This window comes from Enterococcus sp. AMC1157 (genome assembly GCF_058216555.1).
Map to the genome: position 1 here is coordinate 678,814 of NZ_CM177099.1, position 17,961 is coordinate 696,774.

A 17,961-nucleotide genomic window follows, 5' to 3' on the forward strand; every position below is an offset into this window, starting at 1 on the left:
AGTTCTGGTCGCTTTTAACTTATTATTTTCCTTACCGAATTTCCTGCAACAATACTTGGCGTGTATAGAATTTCGGCTGGCTCTTTTCTTTTTTCAATAGCCTGAATAATCCAATCAGCTGCTGCTATGCCCATCTCTTCTTTTGGGTGTTCTAAAGTACTCAATACCGTTTGCCCAACTGTCTTTAAAACTGAATTATCGTTTCCTACAATGGATAAATTTTCTGGAATTTCGATACCATGCAGGCTCAGTTCATTACATAATTCATGCGCCACTTGATCATTGTAGCAAATAATTCCTGTTTTTTTCGGATTTTTCTGAATATACTTTTCTAATTTTTGGAGAACTTCCTCTTTCGTCTCAGTCGTATAAGAAAAAATATCTTCATTTGAAAAGTTGATTTTATATTTTTCACACGCTTGAATAAAACCTTTCAAGCGATATTTCCCCTGCAAATCATCTAGTTTCGTAAGTAATAAAAGTTCTTTGTGCCCATTGTTTATCAGTAGTTCTGTCGCTAGAAATCCTCCTTTGACGTCATCCACACAAATGACTGGAGCATTTAGTTCCTCATACTTAGCATTGATCATCACTAATGGGATCTCTTTTTCTTTTAATTGAGCATAAAAAGATAAATTCGGATTATATTGATTACTCTTCGTTGGCTCAATAATTAATCCTTTTACATTTTGACGGAGCATTTTTTCCAAACAATTTTTTTCTTGCGCATAATCATTATTGGTACTAGCTAATAATAATGAATAACCTTTCTCGCTTAATGTTTTCTCAATTCCTCTAATAATTGAAGGAAAAATATAGTCAGACAAATACGTCGTAATGACACCAATCGTTTTATTCTCTATTTGCTTAACATCATTTTGTTGAAATTTATCATCTACATACGTACCCGAACCCTTCTCTTTTCTCAGATACCCCTCATTTACTAATACTGAAATTGCTTGACGAATGGTGTGTCTACTTACTTCATATTCCTTTTGCAATTGCAGTTCAGAAGGAATTGCTTGATTTATCTTGTATGTTTTTAAAAGAATATTATTTCTTATTTCATTTGCAATAAGTTGATATTTTGAAACCATACATCTCGAACCTCTCTTCTAAAATCTGTACGAACAAGTTTATTGATTTTATTTTATCATAATTCGATAGAAAAGAACTTATTTAAAAATAAAATCTAAAAAATAGTTCGTCTAATTTGTTACCATTCGTGGGTATCTTTTTAAGCTATTTGCTACACAACACAACGAAGTCTGCTTTTGTCGACCGAGGAGTCAACTAGAGTCTGTAGTCTGCAACAACGCTTCAACCTGTAATTATTTCAAGAGTTACATTACAATCGTTCACATCGGCTCCTTTTCACGATGATAGTGCAGTTTTTATTGTTTCAGTTACCCTAGATGAGAGGCAAGTTATCAAATAGATCTAAGTCATTGATCGGCAAACCATTTTGTTCTTCATTTTAGCCTAACGATTCATCTGAACCATTAAAACTTTTATTACACTGAATAGATTCAGTCAAATAAAAAGAGAAAAAGCCTCTTACATGCTTTTTCTCTTTTTAACTAAATTAATAAGCTACCAATAGAACTCCATGAGAATTAACCGTTTGTTGACTTAATTGAATGTCTTCTTTTTTCCATAGGTCTCGAACCATCTTTGAATCTATGAACGCTAACCATTTGTCTATTGGTAACTCTAGTGTTTTATCACTTACATTAAAGAAAGCTACATAATTTTTTTCTGCGCTTGATGCCTGCCAAACAACCCATTCTTCATCTCTCGAATACTGACGACGTTGTTTAAGCGAATGATACATCTCTAGTACTTCTGAATTTGTAAATAAACTCAAGGTGAAATCATCAATATCTGGTAGCGTCCCTCCATACATCAACGGTGATTGGAAAATAGTCCATAATGACATTAGCAAATATTGTTCATCCTTGGTAAATCTTGTCCAATTATCTCCCCCACCGCCATCATGAGCTCTTACACCAATATGTCCTAAAGGCAACATATCGCAATCCGGCCAATTTCCTGGACGAACAAATGGCGCCCATTTCTCACAACGATCAAACATATTGTATAAGGCATCCCAATGATCCCAGAAATCATCTGTTAAACGCCACATATTAGCATTTTCCTGTAAGAACGAACCATCGTCCAATTGTGCCGGTCCTGGTGATAAGGAAAGTACGATTGGGCGACCAGTTTTATCAATGGCTTTACGAATCGCCGCAATTTCTTTACGATGCGCACCACCATAGAGAACTGTGTTAGCAATATCATCAACTTTAATAAAGTCAACACCCCAATCCGCATACATTGCAATTATAGAATCATAATAAAGCTGTCCTTCTGGTATATCCATATTTACCCCGTACATATCTGAGTTCCAAGGACAAATATTATTCAATGCGATATCACGTGCGCGTTTATCTGTTCCTAAAAGTGCTTTATTTTGATGAACAGCTTGACGTGGAATTCCGCGCATAATATGAATCCCAAACTTCAATCCCAAACTATGAATATATTCTCCTAATTCTTTAAATCCTTGACCATTTGCACTGCTAGGGAAACGATTTTCAGCAGGTATTAGACGAGAATATTCATCCATACATAAAGGATAAAAAGCATTATACCAAGTGGAGCTAGCTTCTGGTTCCGACCACTGAATATCAACTACAATATATTCCCATCCGTATTTTAGCAAATGCTCTGCCATAAAATCCGCATGTGAACGCACTTCATCTTCTCGTACAGATGCTCCATAACAATCCCAACTATTCCATCCCATTGGTGGTGTTTGGGCAAATTCTAAATGCTTTGGTGTTTTCATTTTTTAAAACCTCTTCCTAAACTGTAATTTTTCGACTTTCACGATTTGCTTGAACTTCTGCAGGGGTCAATTCACGAATTCTGACTGCCCCATGATAATCTTTGTTTGCCGGAATCTGTTTTTGATTGATTAAGCTATTTTGTGCTTTTTTGATTGTTTCTTTGTATTGTGGCAACCATTTTTCTTGAGCAACTAACATCTCATCAATCATTTGCCAAACTTCTGCTGGATTACAAACCGCTCCTGTCAATGGATCCAATAAAGCAGCTTGATTTAATAATTGCTCATCACCATGGACTGCTGCTTCCATCGCTAATTTTTGAACCCAAATGGATTGAGAGCATACCGCTGCGGCACCTAAAGGTAATTCGCCAACACGAGGTATTTGTATTCCATTACGATCAACATAACACGGAACCTCTACTACACTCTGCGGGTAATTGGAAATTGTGGAAGCATTCATCACATTCATATGTCCACGATATATTCTACCTGTCTCCAAGGCCTCAATAATATATGAACAATGCTCCAAACTTCTTTCTGTGCCATCAAAAATTTTTGCTGGTTCTTTTATGATATTAGGATATTCTGTATCAAACCAATTCCGTTCTTCACGAGTAACTCTTAAATATCTCCCTGTTTCACCAATAATCCAACTACCGGTATCAATCCAATGTTCAATTTCTTCGGGTCGTTTTCGATACCACACAACGTACTCTGATAAATGACCGTTCGTTTCCGTGGAATAATAATCAAATCGCTTCAACATATCAATCCGAACTTTTTCTTCCTGACTAAACCGTTCATGCGCTTCAAAGCCAGGTAAGATTTTTTCTAGTAATTCTTTTCCTTGGTGTTTCACTGAAATATACCAAGTTTGGTGATTGATACCCGCACAGATAATATCAAGCTCTTCCCTAGGGATTCCTAATACCTCTGCAATTTGAAATTCTCCGTGAATTTCACCATGGCAAAGTCCAACCGTTTTCACTTTACCATATTTATTACAAGAACAAGTGGCGATTGCCATCGGGTTAGAATAATTCAACAGCAAGGCATCTTTTTCAGCTACTTCGCGAATGTCTCGACAAAATTCCAATGATTCCGCCACAACGCGTTGACCATACATAATCCCTCCTGTACACAGAGTGTCCCCAACACACTGATCCACTCCATACGCTAAAGGAATTTCAATATCGATTTCAAAAGCTTCCAGTCCGCCAATTCGCACAAGATTGATAATTTAGCGTGCGTCTTTAAATGCTTCCCGACGATTGGTAATGGCATAAATCGTTTTATTTACTCCGTTTTTTTCTAAATCTCTCTAACAAAGTGCCCTGGTTTTTTCTAAATTATCAGGATTGATATCGGTAAAAGCAACCTCAAACTCTCTCAATTCAGGAACTGACATTAAATCGGTAAATAAAGAACGAGCAAAGACTAAACTTCCTGCACCGATAATCGCGATTTTTTTACTCATCGAAATTCTCCTTTCACTTGTTTATTTTTATTCTAAATTTAATTTCATTTTAAAAGGGAAAGATTTGGAAAAAAATAGGTAATTAATGTAAGATATTGTCGTATAATAGAAAGAGAAATGAAGGGATGTTCGATTGTAAAATGAGTCTGTTTAATCAAAATTTAGCTTCTGCCTCGATTACGGCTTTCTATCACTTAAATCTCACACATTTTGAGATGAACATGCACAGTCACCTATCCTGTGAAATTATGTATGTAAAAAAAGGCGACTGTACCATTGAAACATCAACTGAACGGTACACGCTCCACGACGGCGAATTTATCTTTTTAGATTCCTATGCTCCCCACTGTCTATCTGTCCAATCAAAATCAAGTTGTACGTTACTTAATCTTGAGTTTAAGATAGACCAGAACGGAACGATTCCATTAAATGAGTTACGGTCGCATAGCCGAATTTTAAAACAAACCAAAAATTTACCAAATAATTATCTCGTAGCCTATGATAATCGGAATCTAAACCAACCCTTGGAAAGCTTAATTCAGCTGTTGACTAGCTCTCCCATTCAAAATCATTCATCAGAAAATGGTTATTTAATCAAACTTTTATTCCAACAATGTTTATTAGAACTATCCTATTTTTTTGATTCTTCAAAACTAAATGTAACAAGCCCTTACCTTATCAAAGCAATCAATTATATTCACGCACACTTACAAGAGGATTTAAGGGTACCTGATATAGCAAATTATGTGGGTATTAACAAATCTTATCTCCATCTATTGTTTTCTCAGCACTTAAATGGTTCGATTTCTAATTATATCAACCACAAACGCTTAGAACAGGCTCGCTTTTTACTTGCCAATAGTGAACTTTCTATTACGGATATTGCCTTTGATGTTGGTTTTAATAGTCGGCAACATTTTAGCAATACCTTTTCTCGCTATTTTAATCAAAGTCCACAAGCTTATCGTACAAAAAACAAATCCAAAGATCTTGTAAAAGATACAAAAGGACAATTCCGAAAAGATTCGACCCAGTGGGAAATGATAAAAATGAAAGATTAGATACCAAAAAAGCTTAGGGGACACTCCCTCTAAGCTTCCATTCTTTTCCCGATAATTGGATTCCCATCAACGTCTCTTCCTGTCAATAACCAACAATCGGCTTTTGACTGATAAACAACGAATTGATCCATATTGGAAATCACACGGTTATTCTTAAGTAACGTTCCATCTCCTCGAAAAATTGCTTCCTCTGAATTTACCATCTCAGAATTTTCATCAAAAGTAACAACTTGCCAAGTCCCACTTACTTGTTCGGTATCATTCAGAATCGTTATTTTCCCATCATATTCTGCAGGACTGATTGCTGGCCAACCATCTTTTAACCAAAAAAGCGGTCGAACTTGGAGAAAGAACTCGCCACTAAATGTCTTTCTACGTGCATGATGAACAACATAACTTTGTCCATCACTATCAGTAAATATGGAATTATGTCCCGGAGCATAGAGCGGTGCCTCTTCTTTGAATTGATAGCTTCCTAAAAGTTTCGTTCCAATCTTTTTAGGGTTCCCAGTCAAATCGGTTAATTCATTCCCTTGCATATCCAAGTACGGGCCATCAATTTCTTTTGCACGACCTACTCGAATATTATAAGAATCATTCAAGGAATCAAAAGAAATGAACATGTAGAAATAGTCTGTCTCTTTATTATAGGTAATAAATGGACCTTCGATTGCGCCTTCCACACATTGTGGTCTTATGGCAATACACTTTCCAAAGCCATTTTCTAAAGCTTTGCCTGTTTCTGGATCTAATCGTAGAATATGAATCCCGCCAAAGAAAGAACCATAGACCATCCATGGATTTCCTTCTCTGTCGTAGCAAACATTCGCATCTATTGCATTATGTTTGGCTAGCTCAGGACTTGTCTTGACTACCTCTCCTTGATCGGTCCACGGCCCTAAAATATCTTTTGCAGTAGCTAAACCAATCATTGAAGTCGTACTTCCAAAAGTAGAAGCTGAATAATACATGCGAAATTCGTCATCAACTTTAATAATTTCTGGCGCCCATAATCCAACAGCGCGAGTCCATTTCTTAGCGGGTTCAGGTACCCCGTCTAATGCAGCCTTTTCAAAGCGCCAATCAACTAAGTTTTCTGAAGATCGTATTGGTACACCCGCTGTTTTTGGCTGCATTGTATCAGTCGACATCAAATAGTACTTGTCCTCTACTTTTATAATGGTTGGATCATGTACCCCATCTTTAAAATTTTTCATCGTTTCTCCTTTACTTACGTTATTTTACGTCCATCTTTCGATTGTATTAAGCACGCAAAATCTGCTCAATATTTACTAATTCTTCTGGACTAAATATTAGATTATCAAGTGATTTCACGTTTGCTTTTAATTGACTCAATTTTGATGCACCCACTAAAACACTGGCGATGGTCCCTTCTCGAAGCAACCATGCTAGAGCCATCTCTGCTAAGGTTTGATTTCGTATACTTGCCAATTGATTTAATTCTCTCACTTTTCCTAAGGTTGGCTCCACATTCTCTTCAGTCAAGAATGGACTATCCGATCGACTAGCTCGAGAATCTTTAGGAATACCATCTAAATAACGATCAGTTAATAAACCCTGAGCTAGCGGGCTAAAGACAATTGCACCAAGCCCTTCTTCCTTCAAAGTACTAGTCAATCCTTCTTCAATTTTTCGATCAAACATATTATATCTTGGTTGATGAATAATAAATGGCGTCCCTAATTCTTTAAAAATACTCGCAATCACTTTCGTTTGTTCAGGTGAATAATTTGAAACACCAATATATAACGCCTTCCCTTGATTGACTAACAAATTTAAGGCATGCGCTGTTTCTTCAAGCAGAGTATCAAGGTCTGGTCGATGATGGTAAAAAATATCAACGTAGTCTAACTCTAATTGTCGTAAGCTTTGGTCACAACTTGCAATGATATTCTTCATTGAACCCCATTCCCCATATGGAGCTGAACACATGTAGTAGCCGGCTTTGGTCGAAATAATCATTTCATCTCGATACTGACTTAAATGATTCTTTACTATCCGACCAAAATTTCTTCTGCAGACCCTGCAGGTGGCCCATAATTATTCGCCAAATCAAAATGAGTAATACCCATATCAAAGTCACCAAAAATTGTTTCCTTTTGATTTTCTAATGGATCTACTCCACCAAAATTATGCCATAAACCTAAAGAAATCGCAGGAAGTTTTAAACCTGAACGACCTACTCGATTATAGACCATAGAATCATATCGATTCTCATTTGCTTGATACATGACGTATCACTCCTCGTAAAATATATTTTAGTTGTCGATTCTCCATCGCCAAAAAAACTTTTTGATACCTTACCAATTTCTCATAAAATGCCAGTATATTCAAAAAAAGGTTTTCTAAGAAGTACTTCTCTTTAGATTGTCTCCATTTCAGGACAATACTAGTTGAGTTATAGACAATCAATCAAAGAATAAAAAAACCAAGAATTCAACTACCATGCAAGGATTGTAGTTAAATCCTTTGGTTCTAATTTATTATTTAACGGTCTCTTTGACTAAGAATACAGTATACGGTTCTAGTACGGTACCGGCACTCAAAGCTTCCTCCTTCAGAATATTTGTTTCTCCTACAAATTTTTCCGGTAACGCTTGATTCTCTTGTGTGAAGTTCATAATAAAGTAAAAACCTGTTGAGCCTTTTTTACGATAAGTTACTTCCAATTCGGTTGCTTCCTCGATTATTGTAGGAATTGCAGCCTTCTCACAAACTTGATCCAATACTTTCGCTAATGATTCAGGATCCAATTGTGCTCCTACATAATACGCTTCTCCTTCACCGAACGCATTAACCGTTGCAAATGGAGCATTTTGATAGAAATTATTAGTATATTCTCCCAAACTTTCAGCTGTTTCTAAATGGATAATATCACTCAATAGAGAAGTTTCCCCAGCAGTACCATCTTTAAATCTAATCGTATTCGTTTGTTCTGGAGCTAAAGCATCAATTTCTTCCACCCAAATACCTGTTAATTTTCTCAAAAGTCCAGGATAACCACCTAAAGTAACATTATCAGATTGATCAACAATTCCACTCATAAATGTTGTTACAAAACTTCCCCCATTTTGTACAAAAGCTTCCAAACGTTCCGCCATGTCTTCTTTAATCATGTAAAGAACAGGAGCTACCACAACTTGATACTTAGAGAAATCCCCATCAAATGGAATCATATCAACGGAAATATTTCTTTCGTAAAAATAACGATAGAACTGATGAATCTGATCGACATACTTCAAATCTTGGCTTGGGCCACTTGTGTATTCTAACGCCCAATAGTTATCCCAATCATAGACGATCGCTACTTTTGAAATATTTTCTGCGTCAATTACAGAATCTTCCAAAGCCGCTAGTTCATGGCCTAATTCAGAAATTTCTCGAATAACACGAGTATTTTCTGTGCCAACGTGTTCGATGACTGCTCCATGGAATTTCTCACAAGCACCTACAGATCGACGAAGTTGGAAAAATTGAATCGTATCAGCACCATGAGCGATTGTTTGGTAACTTTGCGCACGCATTTGTCCTGGCTTCTTCAATGAATTATATGGTTGCCAGTTTTGTTGACTAGGTGTTTGTTCCATTAACATGAACGTTTGATTTTTCAAACCACGCATTAAATCATGTGTCATTGCCACATAGCTCCACGAGGTATTGTAAGAAGGATAACTATCCCAAGAAACAATATCCATTTCTTTCGCCCATTTAAAGTAGTCTAAGCCTTTATAGGTACCCATCAAGTTTGTAGTGATTGGCGTCTCTGTATCATGGTTTCGAATAATATCTCGTTCCATTTTAAAATTATCTAACATACTATCCGAAGTAAAACGACGGTAGTCAATCGACAAGCCCGCAAAGGCTGTTGCATCATAGTTCATCGCATCACCTAAAACATTAGGTACCACAATTTCATCCCATTCATAAACGGTATGTCCCCAAAATTCTAGATTCCACGCTTTATTCAATGCTTCAATAGTTTGGTACTTATTTTGCAACCAGACACGGAAAGCTTTTTCACAGTTTTCACAATAGCACTCTCCGCCATATTCATTGTTAATATGCCAAAATGTCAAATTAGGGTTATTTCCATAACGTGTCACTAATTTTTCAACCAGACTTGAGGCAAATTTTTGATAAACTAAGCTATTTGGGCAGGCATTATGACGTTGACCAAAACGATGACGGCGACCTTCAAAATCTACTCGCCCAACTTCAGGATATTTTTTAAACATCCAAGCAGGTAGAGCGGCTGTTGAAGTAGCTAGGACAATATCATAATTTTCTTCCATCAGCATTTCAACAATTTCATCTAATTCATCAAAATAGTAAACCTCTTCACTCGGTTGAATTTTAGCCCAAGAAAACACATTAATCGTTGCAGAATTAATTGCAACATTTCTAAAAATTCGCATATCGTCTTTCCAAATTTCTTTTTCCCACTGATTAGGATTATAATCCCCACCATAAAGCATACGTTTCATTTTCTTCAACTCTCAATCACTCCTTTATATAGATTAAATCATTTAGTTATAATTATTGATGAACTATTCATTTGGTTTCTATAGCAAACCAGCGAACAATACCCATTTAATTGTAACCGCTGTCTTACAAAAAGTGTATAATATGTTAAACTAAAAAATATAAGATTTAGAAACAACATGAGTACACTAAATTATTGTATTGATATTTCAAATGAAAGAGGAGTTCAACATGGCTATCTATTTTAACTTAACCAATCAACAGTTACCGATTAACATTGAAACAATTGGCAATCATTGGACTCAAGTTAGTTTACAACGACTTCAGGGTTATCCACTCTATCATTGGTTGCAGACGGAAAAAGGATCGGGAGAAATTTGGATTGAAAATACAAAAATAACTTTGGCAGAAGGTGAAGGAATTTTATTCGCACCATTTGTAACACATGCCTATTATCCTTTGTCTGAACACTGGCAAACAAATTTTGTAACCTTTGATGGAAACCTAAAAAATAGTTTTAATGAAATTTTATCAACCCAAGCTTATATCTTGTCTAAAGATACTTTAGATTTTTCATTCTCTGAAAATATTAAAAAAATGATACAACTCCTTGAGGATGATAGCGAACAATTAACTTTATCGATTTTGTGTTACCAGTTTCTTCTTCAACTAGGTCAATCCCAAGACCCAATTCAAAATCACCCGCTGTTTCAAAAATATGTTGTCCCTAGTATTAAAGAAATTCAAAAAAATTATGGAGAAAATCTAACTGTAGAATATCTTGCAAACACAATGTATATCAGCCCCCAATATTTTAGTCGCTTGTTTAAAAAATTTATGGGGCAAAGTCCTTATCAATATTTGTTAGATTTCCGCATTCGACAAGCAAAAGAGCTACTTATTAATGATCCTGATCTTCCGGTACATCTTGTAGCTTCTAAAGTTGGTTTTGATTCGACTAGTCAATTCATTGAAGTTTTTAAAAAACGAACCAATTACACACCTAAAAAATTTCGAGTTTTATATTACGCCGATTGTAAAATTAAGCGAGACAAATAAAAATATCATTTATGTTACACTCAAATTGTAATTCCGTCGAAAGAATACAGGGAGAGTGAACATAAATGACCTATACCCATCTTACACCAAATGAACTCGTAATTATAGAGGCATATTTTCATCAAGAAACACCCGTTGCTTTCGTTGCCAAGAAACTTAAGCGTGGTAGACAGGCCATTTACAATGTTTATCATTTTCTTAAACAAGGAAAAACAGCTCTCGAATACCTCGAACAGTATAAGAAAAATAAAAAACGTTGTGGAAGAAAGCCGATTGAAATTCCCAAAGCAGAAAAAGAATACATCGAAGACAAGACAACTCAAGGCTGGACCCCGGATGTGATTGTTGGACGAGGTGCGTTTTCAATTTCATGTTCTGTCCGTACCTTATATCGTTGTTTTAAAAATGGTGAGTTTGATCAAAGTAAGTTACCCATGCAAGGGAAACGAAAACCAAACGGTCATCAAGAACGTCGTGGAAAACAAGCATTCAAACGAAATATCGCTGAGCGAGAAACGGATTATGCTTCTTTTGAAACAGAGTTCGGGCATCTAGAAGGCGACACGATTGTCGGTTTCAATCATAAAAGTGCCGTCATCACCCTCGTTGAACGCCTTTCAAAAGTCATTATTGCTTTGAAACCTGAAGGTCGTAAAGCAATCGATATTGAAAAAGCAACGAATACTTGGTTTCAATCGGTTCCTAAAAATCTCTTTAAATCGATTACTTTCGATTGTGGTAAAGAGTTCTCAAATTGGAAAAATATCAGTAATACGAATGATATAGCTATTTATTTCGCAGACCCAGGAACACCATCACAACGAGGTTTAAACGAACACTCAAATGGTCTCCTTCGAAAAGATGGCCTACCGAAAGAAATGGATTTCAATCAAGTCAATCAGGATTTCATCTCCTCTGTGGTTTCAAAAAGAAATCATATACCCAGAAAATCACTGAAATACCAGACACCATTGGAAGTCTTTTTGAGTTATGTAAATGAAGAGCAGTTGTCTCGCTTAATTTGACAAATAAATTTAATAAAAAAGCTTGTGCCGCCGCTATTACTGCGAATTCACAAGCTTTTCTCTTTCAACATATTTAATTAAACAAATCTTTATCCAAGTTGGTACGTAAATCATCATGCTAAGTTTCTAACTCTTCTGCATAGTTTTTCGATTCATTGCTTGATGTTCGGTCATTCAAAAAACAACCTTGAACTTCTCGCAGTTCACGACCAATCATCCGGTCCATGTAGTACCTCCTTCGCAAATAGTTAGCAACCTAACTATTTTATGATTTTCTCCTACTTCTTTCAAGAAAAATTATTTCGTTGAATCATTTTTTATTCGACTACACCAAATACCGTGAGAACTATATACCCACCACATTCAAATCTGCGAAAATTATAAGAAAAGATATTTTCCCACAATTAATTATCTATTAACTGTGGGAATTTACACTCGTACAAAACTAGCTTTGTTTATTCATACTTCTTGAACCTTTACGATTACTTTAACTATTCTTTCTACCAAGGTCATGCTTTATAAGAACTTTTCCTTCAGCTTTTAGAAAAATGCCAATATCAGTTCAGATCAACACAACGTAACATTCTGAATCTGACTGATTCCAGTACGTTCTCAATCAAATAGTTTTCAGAGCATTATTCTTTCTGACGGGCAAAAGATGGACAATCATCAATTCACTTCAAAAATGACACAGAAATTAAAATGAGAACAACGTAAATTGGCAAGACGTACAATTAGTAGCTAAAATGAACGGCATCCTCACTTTGAAGCGAACAGCTATCAAAACAAAAATAACATGACTCCATGAAAAAGTAATGAATCAGCGCAACGATTGCTCAAACAAGTTAAGTATAGAGAGGATCAAAAGTCACGGTGTTATCTGTTTAGAAGCCTTAGACACAAAGGGATGTTGCACAATCATGAATTGGCTAATAGTATGCTAACGCACCTAAAAGGACTTACCTGATTGGTAAGCCCCCTCTTAGTTAAGATTTTTAACTGTTATATTTTCGAAAAACGTATGCCGAACACTCGAGGTGAAGCACCATTATTGCCAGCAAATTTAATTGAAATACTATCATTTTTAACCATGCTGCTATCCAAAATTATCTGATGTTTAACAAATTTAAATTCAGATGATTCTTCTACTTTTAACTTGTATGTTTCATCTTCAATCGTTACATTCAATTCTTTTGATTGATCGTCTGTATGGAATTGCAATTCTAAACAAATATTTTCAGTAATTGGTGTAAAGTTAAATTCATAAGCAAACCAGCCATTTGCTTCTGCTCTACGGTAGCGTTTGCCAAAGAAATCACCAATTGTTGAATATTCATAGCGTAATTTTTTTGCATACTCACTATTATTTTCATCAAAATTGTGCAAATCTTGATAAATCAACTCACGTTTTCTAATTAACTCTTTTTTGCCTTCGATAACTTTTCGGTCTTCTTCTGAATCTTTTTCCATTAACTTAAAGTAAATACCATATCTTTCTTCGTGCATTTCATAATAAGGTGAGAAAATGATTTCTTCTTCAATCCCTGTCAATTGGAACGCCACTAATTTTTCAGGTAAATCAATTTCTTTCATAAACTGTAGAAAATTCTCTCGCCAATTAGGTTCGGTAAAGGTTAACGTATCCGGCAGTAAATGATTCTTCGTCCCTACTCGTACTAGAATACCGTTAGGATTGTCTTCCTCAACTCCTTCTTTCCCCAGTCCACCGGCTAAGACATATGGCCCATAAACAAACGCTACATAATTAGTGTTATCCGGAGTGGAAACCAATCGAGGCGTTGCTTGAAACTCAATTTCGATTACATCGCCAACACCAATCATTCGATTTATATGAACAAATCCTCCATCTTCAACAATCAAAATTGCTGCTCCGTTTATTTTGATTGTTGTGTGAGTAGACCAGCTTGGAATTCGGAGAGCTAATTGAATTGAATCTGTCGAAATTCCTGTGCGTAATTCATGTAGAGTCAACTTAGTCTGAAATCTCTTACGATCAGTTTCTTGTTTTAAAACGATATTTGATTCAGCAAGTTTTAATTCATTTGAAAAATAGCTATTTACATATATCGTTTCATTTTCTTCCAAATAAAACGTATCCGCTAGTTTAGCAAAACTTTCCACTCCAGTACCTGTACAACACCAAAATTCATCATAAGGGCGATTATAAACTTTATTATAACCAGCCCCCATCGGTTGAAAATACATCATCATCCCAGTTGTTGGATTTTGAGAAGCTAAAATAGCATTGATATAGGTTTGTTCATAATAATCAAGATATTTCTTTTCTTGAGTTAGGAAGTACAAATTTCTCGTTAATTTTAACATATTATGAGTATTGCAAGTTTCACAAGTGCAATCCCCGTTACGCATTTCCGCATCGAAATAAAGCGCGTGAGGTTCATGAAAATGTTCACTTTGACTATTTCCACCCGTACAATAAGTATGGGCATTCACGTTGATATCCCAGAAGTTTTTAGCTGCTGTGAAATAAGTTTCTAACGAATCACGCTCCTCGTCTGAGAGTAGCTCTAGATGGTTGCTTAGTACGCTATATCTTTTTAAGGCACCAATAAATTTTGGAATCATCGTATTTGCATGTTTTCCAGAGAGAACATCTTGCTTATCTGCCAGTTTGGCAAATAGTTCATCTTCATCAAAATAAGTCGCCGCCAAACGGTGTTCTTTCTTTTGAGTCAGGGCAAAAAGATTATACAAGGCATCGTTCATGCCGCCATATTCAATTTGAAGCATTTGATTTTTATCAGCCAATTTCAACATTCGATAAAATACGTAGTCTCCAAAGTTAGAAGCAATTAATAATGCTTGTCGGCTAAGTTCTGCATCTACTTCTTTAAACGAGACATGAAGGTCAATTAAACCTGCCAAAATTTTATGCAAATTATACCAAGGGACTAACACATTTTCTTTGTCTTCTGGCACTATTTCTTTACCTTCTACTTCATCAAGGGCTGATTCTCTAAAGGCAGAAAGATAACCCGCACTTTTAGGATGTAATTTTCCATAGTTCTTCTGTGCTTTAGCTAAACCTTCAACCGCTTCTCGAACAGAGAGTAATAATTGCTCTTTTTTTACGATATCTGTTTCAGCTTGATAAGCTAAAGCTGTAGCTGAAAGAAAGTGACCAAAAAAATGTCCACGGAAGTTGATGGCATTACTGCGTTCCCATCCATCATATCCTGATTCTGTGATAGGTTCTAAACCCGCAACTTTATATATTTCGAATAAAAAGCGTTTCGCGTCTAAACTTAATAAATAGTCGACTAAATTGTCTTGTGCTCGTTTGACATATGGATCTGTTATTTTTATATATTGTGTTGCAATAGCTTTCATTATCAAATCTCCTTCTGATAGTTTATGACTAAATTGTATTTTTTTGGTACTTCTTAATAGTTAAAAGATAGAAAATGGCCAATTTTTACAACTTTATCCCTTTTTCATTGTATAAAAGTTCTTTCATTTCTGGTTAGAGTAGACCAAAAAAAGCGGACAAAAACTAGATTTTTATTTTTTTTCGAACTAATTCAACCATAATAATTAATGACCCTGACTTTGTTATGAAAAAATATTAATTAATCAAATAGAGTTTACGAGTTTCAAAAATCCAAATATCCATTAATTTTTCCAAAGAAAACTTACTTTCAGGCTTTTTTTTGGTAAGATGATAGAATACATTGATTTCAAGGAGCGAAAATATAAATGAAACATAGCCCGATTATTCAGGCTAACCTCGACAAACAGAAATCCAAAAAAGATAAACTCGCTTATTTACTTTATGCTTATAAAGAATGGGTGATTGGGATTAGCATTAGCCTTATTCTCATCGTTACTTTCGCAGTTTCTATGTTGACAAACAAAAGAGCCGACTTGACCGTTCGTGTGATTAGCGATTACATGGTTGCTCCTGAAACCATTCAAGAACTTTCAAACGAAATCCAAGAAAACTTAGCTGAAGAAATTGTCATTGATATTCAAAATTATTTAATTGGCAATATGGACCAACAACAAGTTCTGTATGCTCAAATCGCTGCTAAAGAAATTGATTTATTTATTATCCCAACATCTGCAAGTCAAGATGTCCTTGCTCTATATGATGAGATGACGGATGAACAAAATATTTTCGAGTTTTCTGAACCTCAACAAGAATTCTCCGTTGCTAAAGTTGCGTATGCACCACATACAGACCTTATTAATGATATAAAGAAAGCACTCTCTGCAAATTAGAGAGTGCTTTTTTGATATCTCAAATCACAGGAATATTTCACCATCGACCATCCGGACAAGATTTGTGTTGTAAATTAGCTCTAAACTTGTAAAAGCAGCCACATTTTGTACAAGTATGGTTCGAGCGGAAAGGACAATCCTCACACTGTTTTAGGCGAGTAGACAATAGATCGCTCGCAACTAAATCGATTTCCAATTCTAGCTGATCTTGAATCAGTTGCTCCACATCAAAGGAAGCAGCATCTTCCTTAATCTCGCATCCTACACAAACCATCTTATAATTCTACAACAATTGTTGTCACTGACATTGGAGGAACAGTCACTTTTACGCCATCCGCAACTTGATAAGCTTCAAATGCTTTTAGCGTTACTGCTTCTTCTTGGTCAAAATCATTATGACTATCCATCTTCTCTCCATAGATATATTTCGCATCAACTACTTTAGGCTCACCGTCAAATACAAAGTCAATACTGTCTGCATCTGTCAACGAGTAGTTACAAATTGAAATTGTCACTTTGTTGTCTTTCTTAGAAACTGTATATGAAGTTGTTTCTTTGCTTTCTCCATAAGTGTCAATTCGTTCTGCTTCATGGTGATTTTTGTAAAGTTCGAAGACATAATAACTTGGTGTTTTCACCATTTTTTCGCCTTCAGTAAAAATCATCGCTTGCAATACGTTGACTGTTTGCGCAATATTTGCCATATGCACACGATCTGCATGTTTATGGAAAATGTTTAATGTTAAAGCAGCTACCATCGCATCACGAATGGTATTTTGTTGGTATAAGAAACCAGGATTTGTTCCAGGTTCAACACTTAACCAAGAACCCCATTCATCAACAATTAAACCTACGCGTTTTTCAGGGTCATATTTATCCATGATTGTACTATGTTTAGTAATTAACTCATCCATTTTGTTCGCACTATCAATCAAACTCCACCAGTGGTTTTCTTCGAAGTTCAATGCTGGACCTTTATCTTCCCATGCACCAGTCAACGCATAGTGGTGCAAGCTAATGCCGTCCATCCATGGAGTAGCTATTTTCATTACTTGTTCCATCCAATTATAATCATCAATATTTGGTCCACAAGCAATTTTATAAATTTTTTCATTGCCATATTGTCTCACGTAAGTTTGATAACGACGATATAAGTCAGCGTAGTATTCAGGGCGCATATTTCCACCGCAACCCCAAGACTCATTTCCTACACCAAAGAATTCTACTTTCCAAGGCTCTTCTCGACCATTTTCTCTACGTAAAGTAGACATTGGTGATTCGCCACCCATTGTCATATATTCAACCCACTCTTGCATTTCTTGAACAGTTCCACTACCAACGTTTCCGTTAACATAAGCTTCACAGCCTAATTGTTCTACTAATTCAAAAAATTCATGGGTACCAAAGTGGTTATTTTCAGTTACACCACCCCAGTGAGTATTTACGATTTTTTTACGATTTTCTTTAGGACCAATTCCATCTTTCCAATGGTATTCATCAGCGAAACATCCGCCTGGCCAACGCAATACAGGGATGTTGATATTTTTCAAAGCTTCTACTACATCAGTACGCATTCCGTTATTATTTGGAATAGTAGATTCATCTCCAACATAAAGACCTTCGTAAATACAACGGCCTAAGTGCTCAGCGAAATGTCCGTAAATATGTTTGCTAATAGTTGGACCACATTTTTGATTTAATACTTTGATAGTCATA

The 17,961-nt window shown here is 35.7% G+C and carries 12 protein-coding genes and 3 pseudogenes; 5 read left to right on the forward strand and 10 right to left on the reverse strand.

Going from position 1 to position 17,961, the window contains the following annotated elements; translation table 11 throughout:
- Positions 1–14 precede the first annotated feature (14 nt).
- From AC4BBX_RS03305 to AC4BBX_RS03320, 4 genes and pseudogenes are all read right to left on the reverse strand, one after another.
- Positions 15–1,097, reverse strand: coding sequence for a GntR family transcriptional regulator (locus tag AC4BBX_RS03305; protein WP_490455052.1), 1,083 nt, complete (start codon positions 1,095–1,097; stop codon positions 15–17).
- A 488-nt stretch (positions 1,098–1,585) separates the two neighbouring features.
- Positions 1,586–2,854 (reverse strand): glycoside hydrolase family 27 protein, encoded by a 1,269-nt coding sequence (locus tag AC4BBX_RS03310; RefSeq protein WP_490455053.1) that lies wholly within the window; start codon positions 2,852–2,854, stop codon positions 1,586–1,588.
- 16 nt (positions 2,855–2,870) lie between these two features.
- Positions 2,871–3,815 carry a family 4 glycosyl hydrolase gene (locus AC4BBX_RS03315; protein WP_490455750.1) on the reverse strand — a complete coding sequence of 315 codons (945 nt, stop codon included), beginning with the start codon at positions 3,813–3,815 and terminating at the stop codon, positions 2,871–2,873.
- A pseudogene (locus tag AC4BBX_RS03320) lies at positions 3,792–4,334 on the reverse strand (family 4 glycosyl hydrolase); the annotation flags it as partial. The gene AC4BBX_RS03315 and the pseudogene AC4BBX_RS03320, both read right to left, overlap by 24 nt.
- 125 nt (positions 4,335–4,459) lie before the next feature.
- Here AC4BBX_RS03320 and AC4BBX_RS03325 point away from each other — a divergent pair.
- Positions 4,460–5,395 carry a helix-turn-helix domain-containing protein gene (locus AC4BBX_RS03325; protein WP_490455054.1) on the forward strand — a complete coding sequence of 312 codons (936 nt, stop codon included), beginning with the start codon at positions 4,460–4,462 and terminating at the stop codon, positions 5,393–5,395.
- A 29-nt stretch (positions 5,396–5,424) separates the two neighbouring features.
- Here AC4BBX_RS03325 and AC4BBX_RS03330 read toward each other — a convergent pair whose 3' ends face one another.
- The 3 genes and pseudogenes from AC4BBX_RS03330 to AC4BBX_RS03340 form a co-directional block, all read right to left on the reverse strand.
- Positions 5,425–6,612 carry an arabinan endo-1,5-alpha-L-arabinosidase gene (locus AC4BBX_RS03330; RefSeq protein ID WP_490455055.1) on the reverse strand — a complete coding sequence of 396 codons (1,188 nt, stop codon included), beginning with the start codon at positions 6,610–6,612 and terminating at the stop codon, positions 5,425–5,427.
- A 46-nt stretch (positions 6,613–6,658) separates the two neighbouring features.
- A pseudogene (locus AC4BBX_RS03335) lies at positions 6,659–7,647 on the reverse strand (aldo/keto reductase).
- Between the two features lie 252 nt (positions 7,648–7,899).
- The gene (locus AC4BBX_RS03340; protein ID WP_490455751.1) at positions 7,900–9,900 is read right to left on the reverse strand and encodes a beta-galactosidase; all 2,001 of its coding nucleotides are present in this window, start codon (positions 9,898–9,900) and stop codon (positions 7,900–7,902) included.
- A gap of 229 nt (positions 9,901–10,129) precedes the next feature.
- Here AC4BBX_RS03340 and AC4BBX_RS03345 point away from each other — a divergent pair, with 229 nt between their 5' ends.
- The 3 genes and pseudogenes from AC4BBX_RS03345 to AC4BBX_RS03355 form a co-directional block, all read left to right on the forward strand.
- Positions 10,130–10,957, forward strand: a complete 828-nt coding sequence (locus tag AC4BBX_RS03345; RefSeq protein WP_490455056.1) for an AraC family transcriptional regulator — start codon at positions 10,130–10,132, stop codon at positions 10,955–10,957.
- A 65-nt stretch (positions 10,958–11,022) separates the two neighbouring features.
- Positions 11,023–11,982 (forward strand): IS30 family transposase, encoded by a 960-nt coding sequence (locus AC4BBX_RS03350; RefSeq protein ID WP_490455057.1) that lies wholly within the window; start codon positions 11,023–11,025, stop codon positions 11,980–11,982.
- 637 nt (positions 11,983–12,619) lie between these two features.
- Positions 12,620–12,922: pseudogene (locus tag AC4BBX_RS03355) on the forward strand (hypothetical protein); the annotation flags it as partial.
- Positions 12,923–12,984: 62 nt separating this feature from the next.
- Here the strand turns inward: AC4BBX_RS03355 and AC4BBX_RS03360 are convergent.
- A complete protein-coding gene (locus AC4BBX_RS03360) occupies positions 12,985–15,354 on the reverse strand; it encodes a glycoside hydrolase family 127 protein (protein WP_490455058.1) in 2,370 nt (789 codons plus the stop codon).
- A gap of 366 nt (positions 15,355–15,720) precedes the next feature.
- On the opposite strand from AC4BBX_RS03360, the gene AC4BBX_RS03365 reads away from it, so the two are divergent.
- On the forward strand, positions 15,721–16,245 hold the full coding sequence (locus AC4BBX_RS03365) for a hypothetical protein (RefSeq protein WP_490455059.1): 525 nt from the start codon (positions 15,721–15,723) through the stop codon (positions 16,243–16,245).
- Positions 16,246–16,282: 37 nt separating this feature from the next.
- Here AC4BBX_RS03365 and AC4BBX_RS03370 read toward each other — a convergent pair whose 3' ends face one another.
- Positions 16,283–16,519, reverse strand: coding sequence for a DUF6171 family protein (locus tag AC4BBX_RS03370; RefSeq protein WP_490455060.1), 237 nt, complete (start codon positions 16,517–16,519; stop codon positions 16,283–16,285).
- A 1-nt stretch (position 16,520) separates the two neighbouring features.
- Complete coding sequence (locus tag AC4BBX_RS03375) at positions 16,521–17,960, reverse strand: alpha-N-arabinofuranosidase (protein ID WP_490455061.1); 1,440 nt, start codon at positions 17,958–17,960, stop codon at positions 16,521–16,523.
- Position 17,961: the final 1 nt, after the last annotated feature.